The sequence below is a fragment of the Rhizobium sp. BK098 genome (genome assembly GCF_014193155.1).
Classification (GTDB): Bacteria; Pseudomonadota; Alphaproteobacteria; order Rhizobiales; family Rhizobiaceae; genus Rhizobium.
In genome coordinates this window covers 238,952-254,145 of sequence record NZ_JACHYY010000006.1, presented here as the reverse complement: position 1 = coordinate 254,145, position 15,194 = coordinate 238,952, and the positions used below count along the sequence as shown (strand labels likewise).

Below are 15,194 nucleotides of genomic sequence, written 5' to 3'. Positions count from 1 at the left end.
CGAGCCTTATCGTCAATGGGATATCCCAAATGGCGAACACCTTGATCCGTGCCAGACAGACTGATTTTGAGGCGAGTGCGTACGTTGCGCAACTCTATGTTTGCGCGCGCATATGGCTTCCCGCCCCGGCCGAGCTATTTGGGCCAAGGCGAGGAAGAAGCATCAGAAAGCTTGGCGATCAGCTCAGATGCCAGGCGATATAGAGAAGCGTCAGCGCAATTACCCAAAGCGCAAAGCGGCCGGAGCGGCTGTGCTTGGCCTCGGCCTTGCCGATCGCTTCGGCGGTCTGCGGATCAAATCGCAGGCCGTTTTCGCTCATATGCAGCAGTTCGTGGTGGAATTTCTCGGTCTTCGCCGCAATCTCAGGCGCGGCCTCCGCAAGCTTCACGGCCGCTTTCAAACCGTCCTTCAAATCTGTCATGATCCGCTTCGGGCCGAGATTGGTGCGAATCCAGTCGCCGACCACCGGTTCCGAGGCCTTCCACATGTTGAAGCGTGGATTGAGCATGCGCGATACGCCCTCGACCACGACCATGGTCTTCTGCAGCATCACCAGCTCGGGCCGCGTTTCCATGTCGAAGAGTTCCGTTACTTCGAAGAGCAAGGTCAGAAGCTTGCCCATGGAGATGGTTTCGGCCGGCTGGCCATGGATCGGCTCGCCGATCGCGCGAATGGCCTGCGCAAAACTCTCCGTATTGTGATGCGCAGGTACATAGCCGGCTTCGAAATGCACTTCGGCCACCCGGATATAGTCGCGGGTGATGAAACCGTAGAGGATTTCGGCCAGGAAACGGCGTTCCTTCTTCCCTAATCGCCCGACGATCCCCATGTCGACAGCGACGATCATGCCCGCCGCATCGACGAAAAGGTTGCCGGGGTGCATGTCGGCGTGGAAGAAGCCGTCGCGCAGCGTATGGCGCAGGAAGGACTGGATCAGCGTATCGGCGAGCGCGTTGAGATCGTGGCCGGCCGCCTTCAGCCCCTCGACGTCGGACATCTTCACGCCGTCGATCCACTCCATGGTGATGACGTCGCGGCCGGTGCGTTCCCAGTCGACTTTCGGAACGCGGAAGCCCGGATCCTTTTCGGTGTTTTCGGCGATCTCGGAGAGCGCGGCCGCTTCCAGCCGCAGATCCATCTCGACCTTGGTGGTCTGCTCGAGCGTCTTGGTCACTTCCACCGGGCGAAGACGCCGGCTGGAGGGCATGAACCGCTCCTGCAGCCGTGAAACCAGATACATCGCCTTGATATCGTTAGAAAAGCGCTGACGAACGCCTGGCCGGACCACCTTGACGGCAACGCGCTTGCGGCCCTCTGCCGTCTCGATTTCGGCCGGATGCACCTGCGCTATCGACGCGGCGGCGATCGGCGCGTCAAAGCTGGCGTAGAGATCGTCGATCCGCCGGCCGAGCGAAGACTCGATGGCTGCCGTCGCCGTTTCATGCGGGAAGAAGGCCATGCGGTCCTGAAGCTGCGATAAGTCGTTCGCCATATCCACGCCGACGACATCGGGGCGCGTCGCCAGGAACTGGCCGATCTTCACATAGGAAGGGCCGAGCCGCTCGACCGCTTGGGCAAGCCGGTCGCTGCGCGCCTGGCTCTTCGCCTTCCGGCGGGCGAAGATGCTGACGAAGGACTTGGCGAGGCTGATGGAGGGGGGCAGCCCTTCCGATGGCAGCGCCATGACCACGCCTTCGCGCACGAGCACCCAGCCGACCCGAACAAGGCCGAAATATGCGCTGAAAGCACTCATAGCACCTCAAAGTCCTGACGAGCGGAAACCTTCGGCCGCGTCATGTGGCTCGACATCATGCTTCAGAGCTTCCAGCCGGAGTGCAGCGCGGCGATGCCGCCGGTGTAGTTGGTGAAGCTCACGCGCGAGAAGCCGGCCTCGCGAATCATCGTCGCGAAGTCCTGCTGGTTCGGGAACTTGCGGATTGATTCCACCAGATATTGATAGGGCTCGGCATCGCCGGTGATCGCCTTGCCGAACTTCGGAATGGCATTGAAGGACCAGGCGTCGTAGACACGGTCGAGCAGCGGCAGATCGACTTCGGAGAATTCGAGCACGAGCAGCCGGCCGCCGCGCTTCAGGACGCGATAGGCCTCCTTCAATGCAACATCGATGTGCGGCACGTTGCGGATACCGAAAGCGATCGTATAGGCGTCGAAGGAGTTCGGCTCGAAAGGCAGTTCCTCGGCATTCGCTTCGACGAAAGTGAGGTTGTCGGAGAGTTTCTTCTTCTCGGCACGCTCGGCGCCGACGGCCAGCATCGAGCCGTTGATATCGAGCACCGTTGCATGTGCCAGGCGGTTCGAGGCTTCCACGATGCGGAAGGCGATATCGCCCGTGCCGCCGGCAACGTCGAGCACCTTGTAACCAGGCTCCTTGCGCGGGTTGAGCGCTGATATCATCGCGTCTTTCCAGGCGCGATGCATGCCCATGGACATGACGTCATTCATGACGTCATAGCGCTTGGCGACCTTGTGGAACACCTCGTTGACGAGGCCCTGCTTTTCGCCATCGGCTACTTCGCGAAAGCCATAGGATGTTTCCATGCCGCCATCGGCGGAGGTGCGGCTGTCTGCCATCGGCTCAACTCCGTTACACAATTAAGCGGCGGACCATAGCGAAATCGCGTTTGCCACGCTATCTCATCAGCCAGATCACCAGCCGCAATGCCTTGGGCTATAGCTCAGATCATAAGCGGTTGAAACATAAAGATGGATAGCCATGCCGGAATTACCAGAGGTCGAAACCGTCAGACGGGGCCTTGCGCCTTCCATGGAGGGTGCCGTTCTGAAGGAGTTGGAGCTGCGCCGCAACGATTTGCGCTTTCCTTTCCCGGCCGATTTCGCGCAGGCCGTTGCGGGCCGCGGCATCGCGTCGCTGTCGCGCCGGGCCAAATACCTGCTGATCGATCTCGACGACGGCAAGACGATCGTCGCGCATCTCGGCATGTCCGGCTCGTTCCGGGTGGAGGAAGGTGCTGCGGCCGAGACGCCGGGAACCTTCCATCATCCCCGCTCCAAGGACGAGAAGCACGATCACGTCCTCTTCCATCTGGCGGGTGCAAGCGGCGATGCGCGCGTCATCTATAATGACCCGCGCCGCTTCGGTTTCATGGATCTCGTCCGGCGGGCCGAGATGGCCAGCCATCCCTTCTTCCGTGATCTCGGGCCGGAACCCACGGGCAATGAACTGAGCGCGGATTATCTGGCTAAGCGCTTTGGCGGTAAGGCGCAGCCGCTGAAGAGCGCGCTGCTGGACCAGAAGAACATCGCCGGTCTCGGCAATATATATGTGTGCGAGGCGCTGTGGCGCTCCCACCTGTCGCCGTTGCGCGCCGCCGGCACGCTGGTGATGGATACCGGCAAACCGACCGAAGCGCTGCTGGCGCTGGTCGAGGCGATCCGCGAGGTCATTGCCGATGCGATAGCCGCAGGCGGCTCGTCGCTGCGCGATCATATCCAGACGGACGGTTCGCTCGGCTATTTCCAGCATTCCTTTTCCGTCTATGATCGTGAAAGCCAGCCTTGCAGTACGCCCGGCTGCGGCGGTACGGTCAGTCGCATCGTCCAGGCGGGGCGCTCTTCCTTCTACTGCGCCTCCTGCCAAGGCTGATTGAAGGGCCAGAGCTGATTTAAAGGGAGAGAGAAGTGGCTTACGAAACCCTCATTGTCGAAACACATGGGGCTGTCGGCCTCGTCCGGATCAATCGGCCGCAGGCGCTGAACGCGCTGAACTCAACGGTCCTCTCCGAGCTGAAGCAAGCCTATGCCGCTCTTCATCTTGACGATGCCATCGGTGCGATCGTGCTCACCGGTTCGGAAAAGGCCTTTGCTGCCGGCGCCGACATCAAGGAAATGCAATCGCTCGATTTCGTCGACGCTTATAAGAATGACTTTTTCAGCGGCTGGGCCGAGATTGCCAATGCCCGCAAGCCTGTCATCGCGGCGGTCAGCGGCTTTGCGCTCGGCGGTGGCTGCGAAGTGGCGATGATGTGCGATTTCATCATCGCCTCGGAAACCGCCAAATTCGGCCAGCCGGAAATCACGCTCGGCGTCATCCCTGGCATGGGCGGCTCGCAGCGTCTCACGCGTGCGGTCGGCAAGGCCAAGGCGATGGACCTCATATTGACGGGCCGGATGATGGATGCGGCAGAGGCGGAGCGTTCCGGCCTTGTGGCGCGCGTCGTACCGGCAGACAAGCTGCTCGACGAGGCGCTGGCCGCCGCCGCCAAGATCGCTTCTTATTCCGGTCCCGCCGTGATGATGGCCAAGGAGGCGGTCAACCGTGCCTTCGAAACCACGCTCGAGGAGGGACTACGCTTCGAACGCCGCCTGTTCCATAGCCTGTTCGCCACAGAGGATCAGAAGGAGGGCATGGCGGCCTTCGTCGCGAAGCGCAAGCCAGCCTTCAAGAACCGGTAGGGACCAAGATTCCGGAATTACGCGGGTTTGGCGAGAATCCGCGTTGACGCCGCGGCTCATTCCGGTTATATGCCCGCCACAGTTTGGAAAGCCGCTCTGGTTTTCCGCAATTGCTCCCGCATTGCTGGATGAAGTGGCCATGGGGCCTACGCCGCAACGATGGAGTTTTGTTCGAATTCTAAGAGAGGCATACATGGCCAATACTACCTCGGCGAAAAAAGCGACCCGTAAGATCGCCCGCCGCACCGATGTCAACAAGGCTCGTCGCTCGCGCGTTCGCACGTTCGTTCGCCAGGTCGAAGAAGCTATCGCATCGGGTGATGCGGATCGCGCAAAGACAGCTTTCATTGCTGCTCAGCCGGAACTGGCTCGCGCGGCAAAGAAGGGCGTGCTTCACGCCAACACCGCTTCCCGCAAGGTTTCGCGTCTTGCCAAGCGTGTGAAGGCCCTTTCGGCCCCGACCGCATAATCTTTCGTTAACGAGTCTATCGTTAGTATTAAGCCCGGCCCTCGCGCCGGGCTTTTTGGATTCAGCCAAAAAAATGCCGTATTGCCAAAATTGACTGCTCGATCATGTCAGTGACGTGACAGAAATATACATTTTAAAACAATGGCTTACGGCAGGATATCTCAGCGCTGGGTGATCTGCATGACGCATTGCCGGCTCACAACTGAGTCAAGGGATATTTTATTTTTTTTCTTTTGAAAGCTGTGGGAATCGCGTTCGACAGGAATCTCTTTGATTCAACAGCGATTCTTTTTTGAAGGGCTTGTGACAGTCAAAAATGGCCTCCTGAGTCAATGGCCGCCTCTTAATTTTGTGTAAAATTCATCGTTGATATCTGCCCTCGATCCTGCCTAAATGGATTTCAACAAGGGGCGCGGATTTCACCTTAAACGGCTTCGGCAAACACCGTTACGTATGGCGGTGGAGGTGGTTTTGTCTCTTGTGACGGAGCGGTTCAGTTCCGTTTTTTCAAACAGTTGACGAGTAAGAACCGGAAGCGGCGACGCTTGCGGAACGAGAAAGCTTGTCTGTCCTTTGCGGCCCAAATCATTGGCGCGGCTGCGGGGAGGGGAGAAAAATTGACAGCCATTGGAGTGGTCAATCGGAATACGAGGGCCGATTGATGCTCCGGTTACAGACGCCGAGGCGAATGCTGCTTTAAAGAGCGGTTTTCGCCACAGTGTTCCTGTAAAGCCCGCTGGCCGGGCGTGGCTGATGAACCGGTATGCGGCGCAGCTTGGGACAACGAGCGCGATCGTCATGCCATGGCGAAGAACCAGGGGCGGCAGTGATGTGCTCCCGCCCTATAAAGAGACTTTGGAAGGCGGCACTATATGCAGATACATACGAGAGCGACGGGTGCGTTGGAAAATGGGGACAATGCGCAGGCGTTCGGTGCGGTTTGCTTAGAAGCGGCGGGGGAAAAGGGCGACGTGGCGCGAAATAATTTGTTCGAGCGCGTCAGCGCGCGCTTGAAGGCTCAGGTCGGACCCGATGTCTATGCCAGCTGGTTTGCGCGGCTCAAGCTTCATTCGGTATCGAAGAGCGTCGTTCGCCTCACGGTCCCGACGACATTTCTGAAGTCCTGGATCAACAATCGCTATCTCGATCTCATCACCAGCCTGTTCCAGGCTGAGGATGCCGAGATCCTCAAGGTCGAAATTCTGGTGCGCACCGCAACCCGGCAGGGCGCGAAGCCATCAACCGATGAGCAGCCGGCGGTGCCGGACCAGGCGGCTGTCGCGCCGATCCGTCGCGCCGTCGCCCAGCCGGCCGGTCAGGTTGTTGCCCAGGCCGTGAGTGCGGCTGCGGCTGCGCGGCCGGCAATGGCGGGTTCGCCGCTGTTCGGCTCTCCGCTCGATTCCCGCTTTACCTTCGATACATTCGTCGAAGGCAGCTCGAACCGTGTCAGCTTGGCCGCTGCGAAGACTATCGCCGAAGCTGGCTCCGGCGCCGTGCGTTTCAATCCGCTCTTCGTCCATGCGACCGTTGGTCTCGGCAAGACGCATCTGCTGCAGGCGATCGCCAATGCAGCGGTTCAGAACCCGCGCGGACTGCGGGTCGTCTACCTCACGGCGGAATATTTCATGTGGCGCTTCGCAACCGCGATCCGCGACAATGACGCACTGACGTTGAAGGATTCGCTGCGCAATATCGATCTCCTCATCATCGACGACATGCAGTTCCTGCAGGGCAAGATGATCCAGCACGAGTTCTGCCATCTGTTGAACATGCTGCTCGACAGCGCCAAGCAGGTTGTTGTCGCTGCCGACCGCGCTCCCTGGGAGCTGGAATCGCTCGACCCGCGCGTGCGTTCGCGCCTGCAGGGCGGTGTGGCGATCGAAGTCGAGGCGCCGGACTATGAAATGCGTCTTGAGATCCTCAAGCGCCGTCTCGATGCTGCCCGCCAGGACGATCCGTCGCTGGAAATCCCGGCCGAGCTTCTCTCGCATGTCGCGCGCAACGTGACCGCCAGCGGCCGCGAACTGGAAGGAGCCTTCAACCAGCTTATCTTCCGTCGCTCCTTCGAACCGAACCTGACGGTCGAGCGCGTCGACGAACTACTGGCGCATCTGGTCGGCTCCGGCGAGCCGCGCCGCGTCCGCATCGAGGACATTCAGCGTATCGTCGCACGTCACTACAACGTGTCGCGCCAGGAGCTGGTTTCGAACCGCCGCACGCGCGTCATCGTTAAGCCGCGCCAGATCGCTATGTATCTGTCGAAGACGCTGACGCCGCGTTCCTTCCCGGAAATCGGCCGCCGCTTCGGTGGTCGCGATCACACCACGGTTCTGCATGCCGTGCGCAAGATCGAGGAGCTGATTTCCGGCGATAGCAAGCTGTCGCACGAGATTGAGCTGCTGAAGCGCCTCATCAACGAATAGGCCGGGAATCGGCGTTCACCACACAAGCTACGGCCGGCTTCATCGCCGGCCGTTTCTTTTGGGCGATCAGGCGGGCGAAATACGCCTATGCCGATGGCGTCGTGCGTGAGACCTCAGAAAATAGCCAGGCACGCAGCGCCGCTATTGCCGGCCTTTCCAGCGCACCGGGCTGATAGACAAGGTGATAGGCAAGCGCGCTTGCAAATCCCGTCGGGAATGGCGCAACAAGCGTGCCGTCAGCCAGTTCCTGCTCCACGAAGGAGCGGCGCATCAAGGCGATACCAAGGCCAGCCTTCATGGCGTGGTATGCGCCCATGCCGTCTGTAAAGACCGGCCCATGCATGGCATCTACCCGCGTTGCCCCGACGGCCTTCAGCCAGAGCTCCCAGTCACGCCGGTAGACATCATGGATCAACGTCAGGGTGGCGAGATCGTTAACCGCAGGGGAGGGGCCGAGTGCAGCCGCCATTTCCGGCGTACAGACCGGAACATATTCGTCATCGAGAAATCGTTCGCTTGCCAGTCCCTCATAGCCGCCGAGGCCGTGACGGATGGCAAGATCGATCCCATCCCGCTGGAAATCCATCATGCGATAGGAGGCGCTGATGCGCAGGTCGATATCGGGATGGGCCTCCTCGAAGCGCCGCAGCCGCGGCACCAGCCAGTGCGTGGCGAAGCCGGCTGTGCAGGTAAGGGTCAGCACCGTATCCTTGGAGCGCATTGCAAGAGCCGCTGTCGCCTCGCGGATGAGGCGGAATGCCGTTCGCATCGTCGCAAAATATTCGGCACCTTCACTCGTCAGCGCCAGGCTCCGGGCTCTCCGCTCGAAAAGCCGCACGCCGAGGGTGCTTTCGAGGTCGCGGATCTGCAGGCTGATGGCGCCCGGCGTCACATGCAGCTCATTTGCCGCCAGTGTCATACTGAGATGCCGGGCGGAGGCTTCAAAGGCGCGCAGCGCCGAAAGGGATGGCAGTTGATCCATGATGATTGAGTTCAGCTAAATCATGATTTGAAAAAGACTCGCTTGTCAGAGCCCCTATATAGCGAGATTATTACAGCAATAGCGGTGGTTGGCAATGTTGTCACGATTGGCCACTGATAAGCAAAACTCAATCAGCTGATGCTGGAGATAGTCTCATGCTACAGAAATCCATGGGCGCGGTCGAATGGAGCATGCTGGTGGGGCTATCCATCCTGTGGGGCGGCTCCTTCCTCTTCAACGGCATTCTGGTGCGCGAACTGCCGCCCTTCACTATCGTTACCGCGCGCGTCGCGCTCGCCGCCATCGCCTTGCATGTCATCGTGCGCGCCACCGGCCATGCCATGCCGAAAGACCGCCAGACCTGGCTCGCCTTCTTCGGCATGGGCTTCCTCAACAATGTCATTCCCTTCCTGCTGATCGTATGGGGGCAGACCCATATCGCCAGCGGCCTCGCATCCATCCTCAATGCCACCACGCCGCTCTTTGCTGTCGTCGTCGCCCATTTCCTGACCGAGGATGAGAAGATGACCGGCAATCGCCTGATCGGCGTCATCGTCGGCTTTGCCGGCGTCGCCCTGATGATCGGCCCTTCGGTGCTTGCAAGCCTCGGCTCCAATGTGCTGGCGCAGCTTGCTGTGCTGGGTGCCGCCTTCAGCTACTCGCTGGCCGGCATATTCGGCCGCCGTTTCCGCCGCATGGGGCTGGCGCCGATCATTCCCGCCGCCGGCCAGGTGACTGGATCGGCGATAATGCTTCTGCCAATCGCGCTCTTCGTCGATCGTCCCTGGACGCTGGCAATACCGTCCACCGAGACCTGGCTGGCGCTCGCCGGCCTGGCAATCCTGTCGACCGCCATCGCCTATGTGCTGTTCTTCCGCATTCTGGCAACGGCCGGCGCCACCAACCTGATGCTGGTCACCTTCCTCATTCCCGTCAGCGCAATCCTGCTTGGCGCGCTCATTCTCGGCGAGAGCCTGCAGTCGAAGCATTTTATCGGCATGGCGCTGATCGCGGTGGGTTTGGCGGCAATCGATGGAAGGCTATTCACCCTCTCCTCGAGGGGGAGGGTCGGCACGTAAGTGCCGGGGTGGGGTGCTCCTGTTTGGAACTGAAGACTCAATCGTGCCTTCAGCGATCACCCTCCGCCGCTTCGCGGCGACCTCCCCCTCAAGGGGAGGTGTTAACAGGCGAGATCTGCGACGACCGAGTCGAGAACCAGCATCCCCGCCGGCGTGCAGCGCAGGCGGGAATTGCCGATCCGCTCTATGAAACCGTGTTCCAGTAAAAACGCCTCGCGCTGCGGATCGGGATCGCGCCCGGACAGCTGCTGCCAGCGAGCGAGATCGACGCCCTCCCGCAGCCGCAGGCCCATCAGCAGCAACTCGTCGGCCTGTTCGTCGAAGCCAAGCATTTCCTGGTCAATCATGCCGTGGCCGTCGCGCTCGACCATCTCGAGCCAGCTCTCCGGCTTACGCTCGGTCGCCGTCGCCAGCTTCTGCGGGCCACGCGTCAGGCGGCCATGGGCGCCGGGGCCGATCCCCGCATAGTCGCCATAGCGCCAATAGGTGAGATTGTGCCGGCTTTCGGCGCCGGGACGCGCGTGATTGGAAACCTCATAGGCCGGCATGCCCTCGCGCTCGGTAATCTCCTGCGTCGCCTCATAGAGCAGCGCCGATTGATCGCCATCGGGCACGATCAGCTTGCCGGCCTTGTGCAGGCCATAGAACGGCGTGCCTTCCTCGATCGTCAGCTGATAGAGCGAGAGATGATCGACCGCATAGGAGATCGCCTCTTTTAGCTCGCGTTCCCATTCCTCGACGGTTTGGTTCGGGCGGGCGTAGATAAGGTCGAAGGACATGCGCGGAAAAATCTCGCGCGCCAGTCTGATTGCCTTCAACGCATCCTCGACATTGTGCAGTCGGCCGAGGAATTTCAGGTCGCGGTCGTTGAGCGCCTGCACGCCCATCGATACGCGATTGACCCCGGCGGCGCGGTAGCCTCGAAAGCGCTCTGCCTCGACGCTCGACGGATTGGCCTCCATGGTGATCTCGATGCCGTCAGGCACATGCCAGATCCTGGCAATGGCATCAAGGATCGCGCCCACCGTTTCCGGTTTCATCAGCGACGGCGTGCCGCCTCCGAGAAAGACGCTGGTCACGGTCTTCGGGCCGCTGATCGTCCGCATCGTCGCCATTTCCTTCAGAAAGGCGGCCGCGAAGCGCTCCTGATCGACAGGCTGATGGCGGACATGGCTGTTGAAATCGCAATAGGGACACTTGGCTGCGCAGAAAGGCCAATGCACGTAGACGCCGAAACCGGGCTCGCCGGTATCGGGCAGCAATTGCGCTCCGCGCATCAGATCCTGCGTATCTACGACTTCCACGGGGTTAGCTTACGCCTCCAGGCAGGTTTCGACAAAGATCTTGAAGGCGCGGGCGCGATGCGAGAGCGCCTGCTCGTCGCCGGGCTTCCAGCCATGCTTCTGTTCGGCGCTCATTTCGCCGAATGTGGTCTCGTAGCCCTTTGGCTGGAAGACCGGATCGTAGCCGAAGCCTTGGCTGCCGCGTGGTGGCCAGACGACCGTGCCTTCGACTTCGCCGCGGAAAAGCTCGGTATGCCCGTCCGGCCAGGCGAGGCAAAGGACGCTGACGAAGCGTGCCGTGCGGCTCTCCGGCGCGATGGCGCCGGCCTTTTCCAGGGCGGTTTCGACCTTCCGCATGGCCATCGCGAAGTCACGCGTGCCGTCAGCCGTTTCGGCCCAATTGGCGGTGTAGACGCCGGGATCGCCGCCGAGCGCATCGATCACCAGGCCGGAATCGTCCGAGAGTGCCGGCAGGCCGGAGGCGTTGGCGGAGGCGAGCGCCTTGATCGTCGCATTTTCCTCGAAAGTCGTGCCCGTCTCGTCCGGTTCGATGAAGTTCAAATCGGCGGCGGACTTGGCGGTAAAGCCGAGCGGGCCGATCAGATCGCGGATTTCCTGGATCTTGCCGGCATTGTGGCTGGCGACGACAATGGTCTTGGTGTCGAGCTTGCGCATGTGCTGTCCTGTTATAGGCCCCAGATGCGGGGTTCGGCGCATTCCAGGCTGTTGCCGGCCGGATCGCGGAAATAGATCGAACGGCCGCCATTCGGCCAGTGAAAATCGGCTTCGATATCGACACCGGCTGCCTTCAGCCTCTCGGCCATGGCGCCGATCTCGTTGCCATCGACGCGGAAGCAGACATGACCCTGCCCCTTCGTGCCATGCGGCGGCACGGGCAAGGCACCCGGCTCATGCGGCTTGACCGTTTCCTCGCTGTTGAAGATCAGGAGCACGCCCGGCCCGCAGCGATAGAAGACGTGACGGTTGCCGCCGCGCGAGATCTTTTGCAATCCGAGTATGCCGCCATAAAAGGCCTCGGCTGCATCGAGATCGTCCGCATAAAGCGCGGTTTCAAGGACGCCTCCGAGGGCCGGGTCAGCCATTCAAAATATCCTCAGGCGATAGCCTGCTTCTGCAGCTCCACCAGTTCGGCAATGCCGTTCTTGGCCAGATGCATCAGCGTGGCGAATTCCTCTTCGCTGAAGGGGGCACCCTCAGCCGTTCCCTGGATCTCGACGATGCCGCCCTTGCCCGTCATGACGAAATTGGCGTCGGTCTCGGCCGAGGAATCCTCAAGATAGTCGAGATCGATGACAGGCTGATCGGCGAAGATGCCGCAGGAGATGGCGGCGATGTGATCCTTCAGCACGCGCTCGACCTTCACCATGTTGCGGCTTTCCATCCACTTCAGGCAGTCGTAAAGCGCGATCCAGCCACCGGTGATCGAGGCCGTGCGCGTGCCGCCATCGGCCTGGATGACGTCGCAATCGACGGTGATCTGGCGCTCGCCGAGTTCCTTGAGATCGACGACGGCGCGCAGCGATCGGCCGATGAGGCGCTGGATTTCCTGCGTACGGCCGCCCTGCTTGCCGGCGGCAGCTTCGCGTTTCATGCGCTCGCCCGTTGCGCGCGGCAGCATGCCGTATTCGGCCGTGACCCAGCCCTTGCCGCTGTTGCGCAGCCATGGCGGCGTCTTGTCCTCCAGGCTTGCCGTGCAGAGCACATGCGTATCGCCGAATTTCACCAGGCAGGAGCCTTCCGCATGCTTGGAAAAATTGCGCTCGAACGACACCTTGCGCATCTGGTCGGTTTTTCTGCCTGAAGGCCGCATTCCACTCTCCTGAAAGTTCGTTGACCGCTTCTACGACCCACAGGTCGCTTTTGCAAAGGAAAAGCAGGCTGCAAAGCCGCTCGGCAGCCATGGCGGCATTTTTACCTTTTGCCATTGCTAACTGAATGATTATATTTTGCCCAAGGCTCAACGGAATGGATCTGACAGCGAAATGGTATTCACGACATCGTCGGTCTCGGATGTCATTGCTGCACTGGACGAACGCTCCAAGGAAATCTTCCGTCGCATCGTCGAAGGCTATCTTGAGAACGGCGAGCCATTGGGCTCGCGCAATCTCTCGCGCCTCTTGCCCATGTCGCTGTCGCCGGCTTCCGTGCGCAATGTCATGAGCGATCTGGAAGAGCTGGGGCTCATCTATTCGCCGCATGTGAGCGCCGGGCGATTGCCGACCCAGGTGGGCCTGCGCTTCTTCGTCGATGCTTTCATGCAGGTCGGCGATCTCTCGGCCGAGGACCGCGCCAATATCGACCGGCAGGTGCGCGGCAGCAATCGCGACCAGCCGGTGGAATCGATGATGTCGGAGGCAAGCCGGGTGCTGTCGGGCATCTCGCGCGGCGCCGGTCTCGTCATCACCTCCAAGAGCGATCCGGTTCTCAAACATGTGGAATTCATCCGGCTGGAGCCGACCAAGGCACTCGCCGTGCTCGTCGGCGAGCACGATCAGGTGGAAAACCGCATTATCGAGCTGCCGGCCGGCACCACATCGTCGCAGCTGACGGAAGCCGCCAATTTCCTCAACGCCCATATGACTGGCCAGACCATGCCGGAATTGCGGCGGCAGCTGCAAACTCTCAAGGAAAGCGTGCGCCAGGAGCTGGATAGTCTCTCCCATCAGCTGGTCGAGCGCGGCATCGCCGTCTGGTCCGGCGGCGATGACGACGGCAAGCCGACGCAGCTTATCGTTCGAGGTCATTCCAATCTACTCGCCGAAATCGGCGGCGCGGAGGATCTGGATCGTCTGCGCCTGCTTTTCGACGATCTGGAGAAGAAGGACAGCCTGATCGAGATCCTCAATCTCGCCGAAAGCGGACCGGGCGTGCGCATCTTCATCGGCTCGGAAAACAAGCTCTTCTCGCTGTCGGGCTCTTCGCTGATCGTTGCGCCCTATCGCGATGATGATGACCGCATCGTCGGCGCCGTCGGCGTTATCGGCCCGACGCGGCTGAACTACGCCCGCATCGTGCCCATGGTCGATTATACTGCGCAGCTGATCTCGCGGCTTTCGCGACCTGGAATCTGAGGAGAGGATCTAGAGCAATTCCAGGAAAAGTGCGCAGCGGTTTTCCGTCCGGAATTGCGAGGCAACAAAGAGATAGAGCGGTTCGTGGATTCCGTGGAAAACTGAACCACTCTAGCGGCTAAGGTCAATCGGGAAGCAAGGTTCCTGATCCGCCCATTTCGGCTGGCAAGTCCTTCTGCTTCGGCAGCCCGTCCTTCAGATGCAGCACCGTCGTCTCGTAGTTGACATGCACGCCAGGCTGAAAATCGAGCTCGGGCAGGACGGCCGCGTAGACATCGGTCACGCCCCACGGCGGATGTTCCGTCAGAAGATGACCGCCGCAGACCGTGCACCACTTGCGCACGCTCTTCTCGGTCTTCTGGTAGCTGCCGATCTTGTCCGCGCCTTTGGTGACGTGCACGGCTTCCGGCGGCCAGAGCGAGAAGGCGTTGATCGGCCCCGCCGACCATTCCCGACAGGAGTCGCAATGGCAGTAGCCCATCGCCATTGGCTCGCCATCGACTGCGATTTCCACCGCGCCACAGAAACACTTGCCTGAAAGGGATTTGCCATTAGACATTGATCTCACCTCGCTGTGCTGAGATGTATTTTAGAATACCACTGGTAGGGAGGGCTGAACAGCCGATGTCACAAGCGGCAGCAATGAGCAGGGAGAGGTATTGCCGTCATCGCAAAGCCGTGAATTGGCTGTTCTTCTCGACAAAGCCTTGATTTTTTCCGAGCAAACCTCGATATCGGGCACATCCAAAGACCAAGCAATTCGGAGACCGTCATGACCGACGAAACAACAAAAACCGGACCTGACGCCACGGCGGCTGACACGTCAGCGGATTTCGCGCAGGATGCAGCGGAAACCGTAGATGCGGCCGAGCCGTCCCAGCCAGATCCGGTTGAGCTGCTGAAGGCCGAAAACGGCGAACTGCGCGATCGGTATCTTCGCCTGGCTGCCGAGATGGACAACCTCCGTCGCCGCACCGAGCGCGATGTGAAGGATGCAAAGTCCTATTCCGTGGCAAGCTTTGCCCGCGACATGCTCTCGGTGGCAGACAATCTGCGCCGCACGCTAGATGCCATCCCGGCTGAGGCACGCGCCGGCGCCGATGCCGGCCTTAAGACGCTGATCGAAGGCGTCGAGATGACCGAGCGTTCGATGTTGTCGGCTCTCGAGCGTCACGGCGTGCGCCAGCTCGAACCGATCGGACAGAAGTTCGATCCCAATTTCCATCAGGCCATGTTCGAAGTGCCCAATCCCGAGGTGCCGAACAACACGGTCGTTCAGGTCGTGCAGGCAGGTTTCGCCATTGGCGATCGCGTTCTGCGCCCGGCCATGGTCGGCGTTGCCAAGGGTGGCCCGAAGATTGTCGAAAATGCCGAGCAGGGCGCCAACAGTCCGCTGGATGAAAAAGACGCCTGATCCTCTTTCGGGCACACC

The 15,194-nt window shown here is 60.6% G+C and carries 15 protein-coding genes; 7 read left to right on the top strand and 8 right to left on the bottom strand.

Annotated features, from left to right (window positions below):
• Positions 1-178 precede the first annotated feature (178 nt).
• Both ubiB and ubiE read right to left on the bottom strand, forming a co-directional pair.
• Positions 179-1,753: a 2-polyprenylphenol 6-hydroxylase gene (ubiB, locus tag FHT73_RS17680; RefSeq protein WP_183713375.1), complete on the bottom strand. Its 1,575-nt coding sequence runs from the start codon at positions 1,751-1,753 to the stop codon at positions 179-181.
• Positions 1,754-1,815: 62 nt separating this feature from the next.
• Complete coding sequence (gene ubiE / locus FHT73_RS17675; protein WP_112336705.1) at positions 1,816-2,592, bottom strand: bifunctional demethylmenaquinone methyltransferase/2-methoxy-6-polyprenyl-1,4-benzoquinol methylase UbiE; 777 nt, start codon at positions 2,590-2,592, stop codon at positions 1,816-1,818.
• A 142-nt stretch (positions 2,593-2,734) separates the two neighbouring features.
• On the opposite strand from ubiE, the gene mutM reads away from it, so the two are divergent.
• The 4 genes from mutM (at position 2,735) to dnaA (ending at position 7,326) form a co-directional block, all read left to right on the top strand.
• Positions 2,735-3,625, top strand: coding sequence for a bifunctional DNA-formamidopyrimidine glycosylase/DNA-(apurinic or apyrimidinic site) lyase (mutM, locus tag FHT73_RS17670; protein ID WP_183713372.1), 891 nt, complete (start codon positions 2,735-2,737; stop codon positions 3,623-3,625).
• A gap of 35 nt (positions 3,626-3,660) precedes the next feature.
• Complete coding sequence (locus FHT73_RS17665) at positions 3,661-4,434, top strand: enoyl-CoA hydratase (RefSeq protein WP_112336703.1); 774 nt, start codon at positions 3,661-3,663, stop codon at positions 4,432-4,434.
• A 193-nt stretch (positions 4,435-4,627) separates the two neighbouring features.
• Positions 4,628-4,903: a 30S ribosomal protein S20 gene (gene rpsT / locus FHT73_RS17660; RefSeq protein ID WP_015338590.1), complete on the top strand. Its 276-nt coding sequence runs from the start codon at positions 4,628-4,630 to the stop codon at positions 4,901-4,903.
• Between the two features lie 872 nt (positions 4,904-5,775).
• Positions 5,776-7,326: a chromosomal replication initiator protein DnaA gene (dnaA, locus tag FHT73_RS17655; protein WP_112420100.1), complete on the top strand. Its 1,551-nt coding sequence runs from the start codon at positions 5,776-5,778 to the stop codon at positions 7,324-7,326.
• 85 nt (positions 7,327-7,411) lie between these two features.
• Here dnaA and gcvA read toward each other — a convergent pair whose 3' ends face one another.
• On the bottom strand, positions 7,412-8,308 hold the full coding sequence (gene gcvA, locus FHT73_RS17650) for a transcriptional regulator GcvA (protein ID WP_183713369.1): 897 nt from the start codon (positions 8,306-8,308) through the stop codon (positions 7,412-7,414).
• A gap of 155 nt (positions 8,309-8,463) precedes the next feature.
• On the opposite strand from gcvA, the gene FHT73_RS17645 reads away from it, so the two are divergent.
• Positions 8,464-9,387 carry a DMT family transporter gene (locus FHT73_RS17645; protein ID WP_183713366.1) on the top strand — a complete coding sequence of 308 codons (924 nt, stop codon included), beginning with the start codon at positions 8,464-8,466 and terminating at the stop codon, positions 9,385-9,387.
• A gap of 101 nt (positions 9,388-9,488) precedes the next feature.
• On the opposite strand, the gene hemW is transcribed toward FHT73_RS17645, so the two are convergent.
• The 4 genes from hemW to rph are packed head-to-tail and all read right to left on the bottom strand — an operon-like array spanning position 9,489 to position 12,501.
• The gene (hemW, locus tag FHT73_RS17640; RefSeq protein ID WP_183713655.1) at positions 9,489-10,664 is read right to left on the bottom strand and encodes a radical SAM family heme chaperone HemW; all 1,176 of its coding nucleotides are present in this window, start codon (positions 10,662-10,664) and stop codon (positions 9,489-9,491) included.
• A 36-nt stretch (positions 10,665-10,700) separates the two neighbouring features.
• Positions 10,701-11,345, bottom strand: coding sequence for an RdgB/HAM1 family non-canonical purine NTP pyrophosphatase (gene rdgB, locus FHT73_RS17635; RefSeq protein WP_183713363.1), 645 nt, complete (start codon positions 11,343-11,345; stop codon positions 10,701-10,703).
• A gap of 11 nt (positions 11,346-11,356) precedes the next feature.
• Positions 11,357-11,773: a VOC family protein gene (locus FHT73_RS17630; RefSeq protein ID WP_112336698.1), complete on the bottom strand. Its 417-nt coding sequence runs from the start codon at positions 11,771-11,773 to the stop codon at positions 11,357-11,359.
• A gap of 11 nt (positions 11,774-11,784) precedes the next feature.
• Positions 11,785-12,501, bottom strand: a complete 717-nt coding sequence (rph, locus tag FHT73_RS17625) for a ribonuclease PH (RefSeq protein ID WP_015338597.1) — start codon at positions 12,499-12,501, stop codon at positions 11,785-11,787.
• Between the two features lie 172 nt (positions 12,502-12,673).
• Here rph and hrcA point away from each other — a divergent pair, with 172 nt between their 5' ends.
• Complete coding sequence (hrcA, locus tag FHT73_RS17620; protein WP_015338598.1) at positions 12,674-13,762, top strand: heat-inducible transcriptional repressor HrcA; 1,089 nt, start codon at positions 12,674-12,676, stop codon at positions 13,760-13,762.
• Positions 13,763-13,886: 124 nt separating this feature from the next.
• On the opposite strand, the gene FHT73_RS17615 is transcribed toward hrcA, so the two are convergent.
• A complete protein-coding gene (locus tag FHT73_RS17615; RefSeq protein ID WP_183713360.1) occupies positions 13,887-14,321 on the bottom strand; it encodes a GFA family protein in 435 nt (144 codons plus the stop codon).
• 213 nt (positions 14,322-14,534) lie between these two features.
• On the opposite strand from FHT73_RS17615, the gene grpE reads away from it, so the two are divergent.
• On the top strand, positions 14,535-15,176 hold the full coding sequence (grpE, locus tag FHT73_RS17610; protein WP_015338600.1) for a nucleotide exchange factor GrpE: 642 nt from the start codon (positions 14,535-14,537) through the stop codon (positions 15,174-15,176).
• The last annotated feature ends 18 nt before the right edge of the window (positions 15,177-15,194 follow it).

Coding starts and splice junctions, on each gene's coding strand:
- hemW (WP_183713655.1), bottom strand. CDS start 10,664: ATGCGCGGAGCGCAATTGCTGCCCGATACCGGCGAGCCCGGTTTCGGC.
- hrcA (WP_015338598.1), top strand. CDS start 12,674: ATGGTATTCACGACATCGTCGGTCTCGGATGTCATTGCTGCACTGGAC.
- ubiB (WP_183713375.1), bottom strand. CDS start 1,753: ATGAGTGCTTTCAGCGCATATTTCGGCCTTGTTCGGGTCGGCTGGGTG.
- rdgB (WP_183713363.1), bottom strand. CDS start 11,345: ATGCGCAAGCTCGACACCAAGACCATTGTCGTCGCCAGCCACAATGCC.
- dnaA (WP_112420100.1), top strand. CDS start 5,776: ATGCAGATACATACGAGAGCGACGGGTGCGTTGGAAAATGGGGACAAT.
- mutM (WP_183713372.1), top strand. CDS start 2,735: ATGCCGGAATTACCAGAGGTCGAAACCGTCAGACGGGGCCTTGCGCCT.
- rpsT (WP_015338590.1), top strand. CDS start 4,628: ATGGCCAATACTACCTCGGCGAAAAAAGCGACCCGTAAGATCGCCCGC.
- FHT73_RS17615 (WP_183713360.1), bottom strand. CDS start 14,321: ATGTCTAATGGCAAATCCCTTTCAGGCAAGTGTTTCTGTGGCGCGGTG.
- FHT73_RS17630 (WP_112336698.1), bottom strand. CDS start 11,773: ATGGCTGACCCGGCCCTCGGAGGCGTCCTTGAAACCGCGCTTTATGCG.
- FHT73_RS17645 (WP_183713366.1), top strand. CDS start 8,464: ATGCTACAGAAATCCATGGGCGCGGTCGAATGGAGCATGCTGGTGGGG.
- rph (WP_015338597.1), bottom strand. CDS start 12,501: ATGCGGCCTTCAGGCAGAAAAACCGACCAGATGCGCAAGGTGTCGTTC.
- ubiE (WP_112336705.1), bottom strand. CDS start 2,592: ATGGCAGACAGCCGCACCTCCGCCGATGGCGGCATGGAAACATCCTAT.
- grpE (WP_015338600.1), top strand. CDS start 14,535: ATGACCGACGAAACAACAAAAACCGGACCTGACGCCACGGCGGCTGAC.
- gcvA (WP_183713369.1), bottom strand. CDS start 8,308: ATGGATCAACTGCCATCCCTTTCGGCGCTGCGCGCCTTTGAAGCCTCC.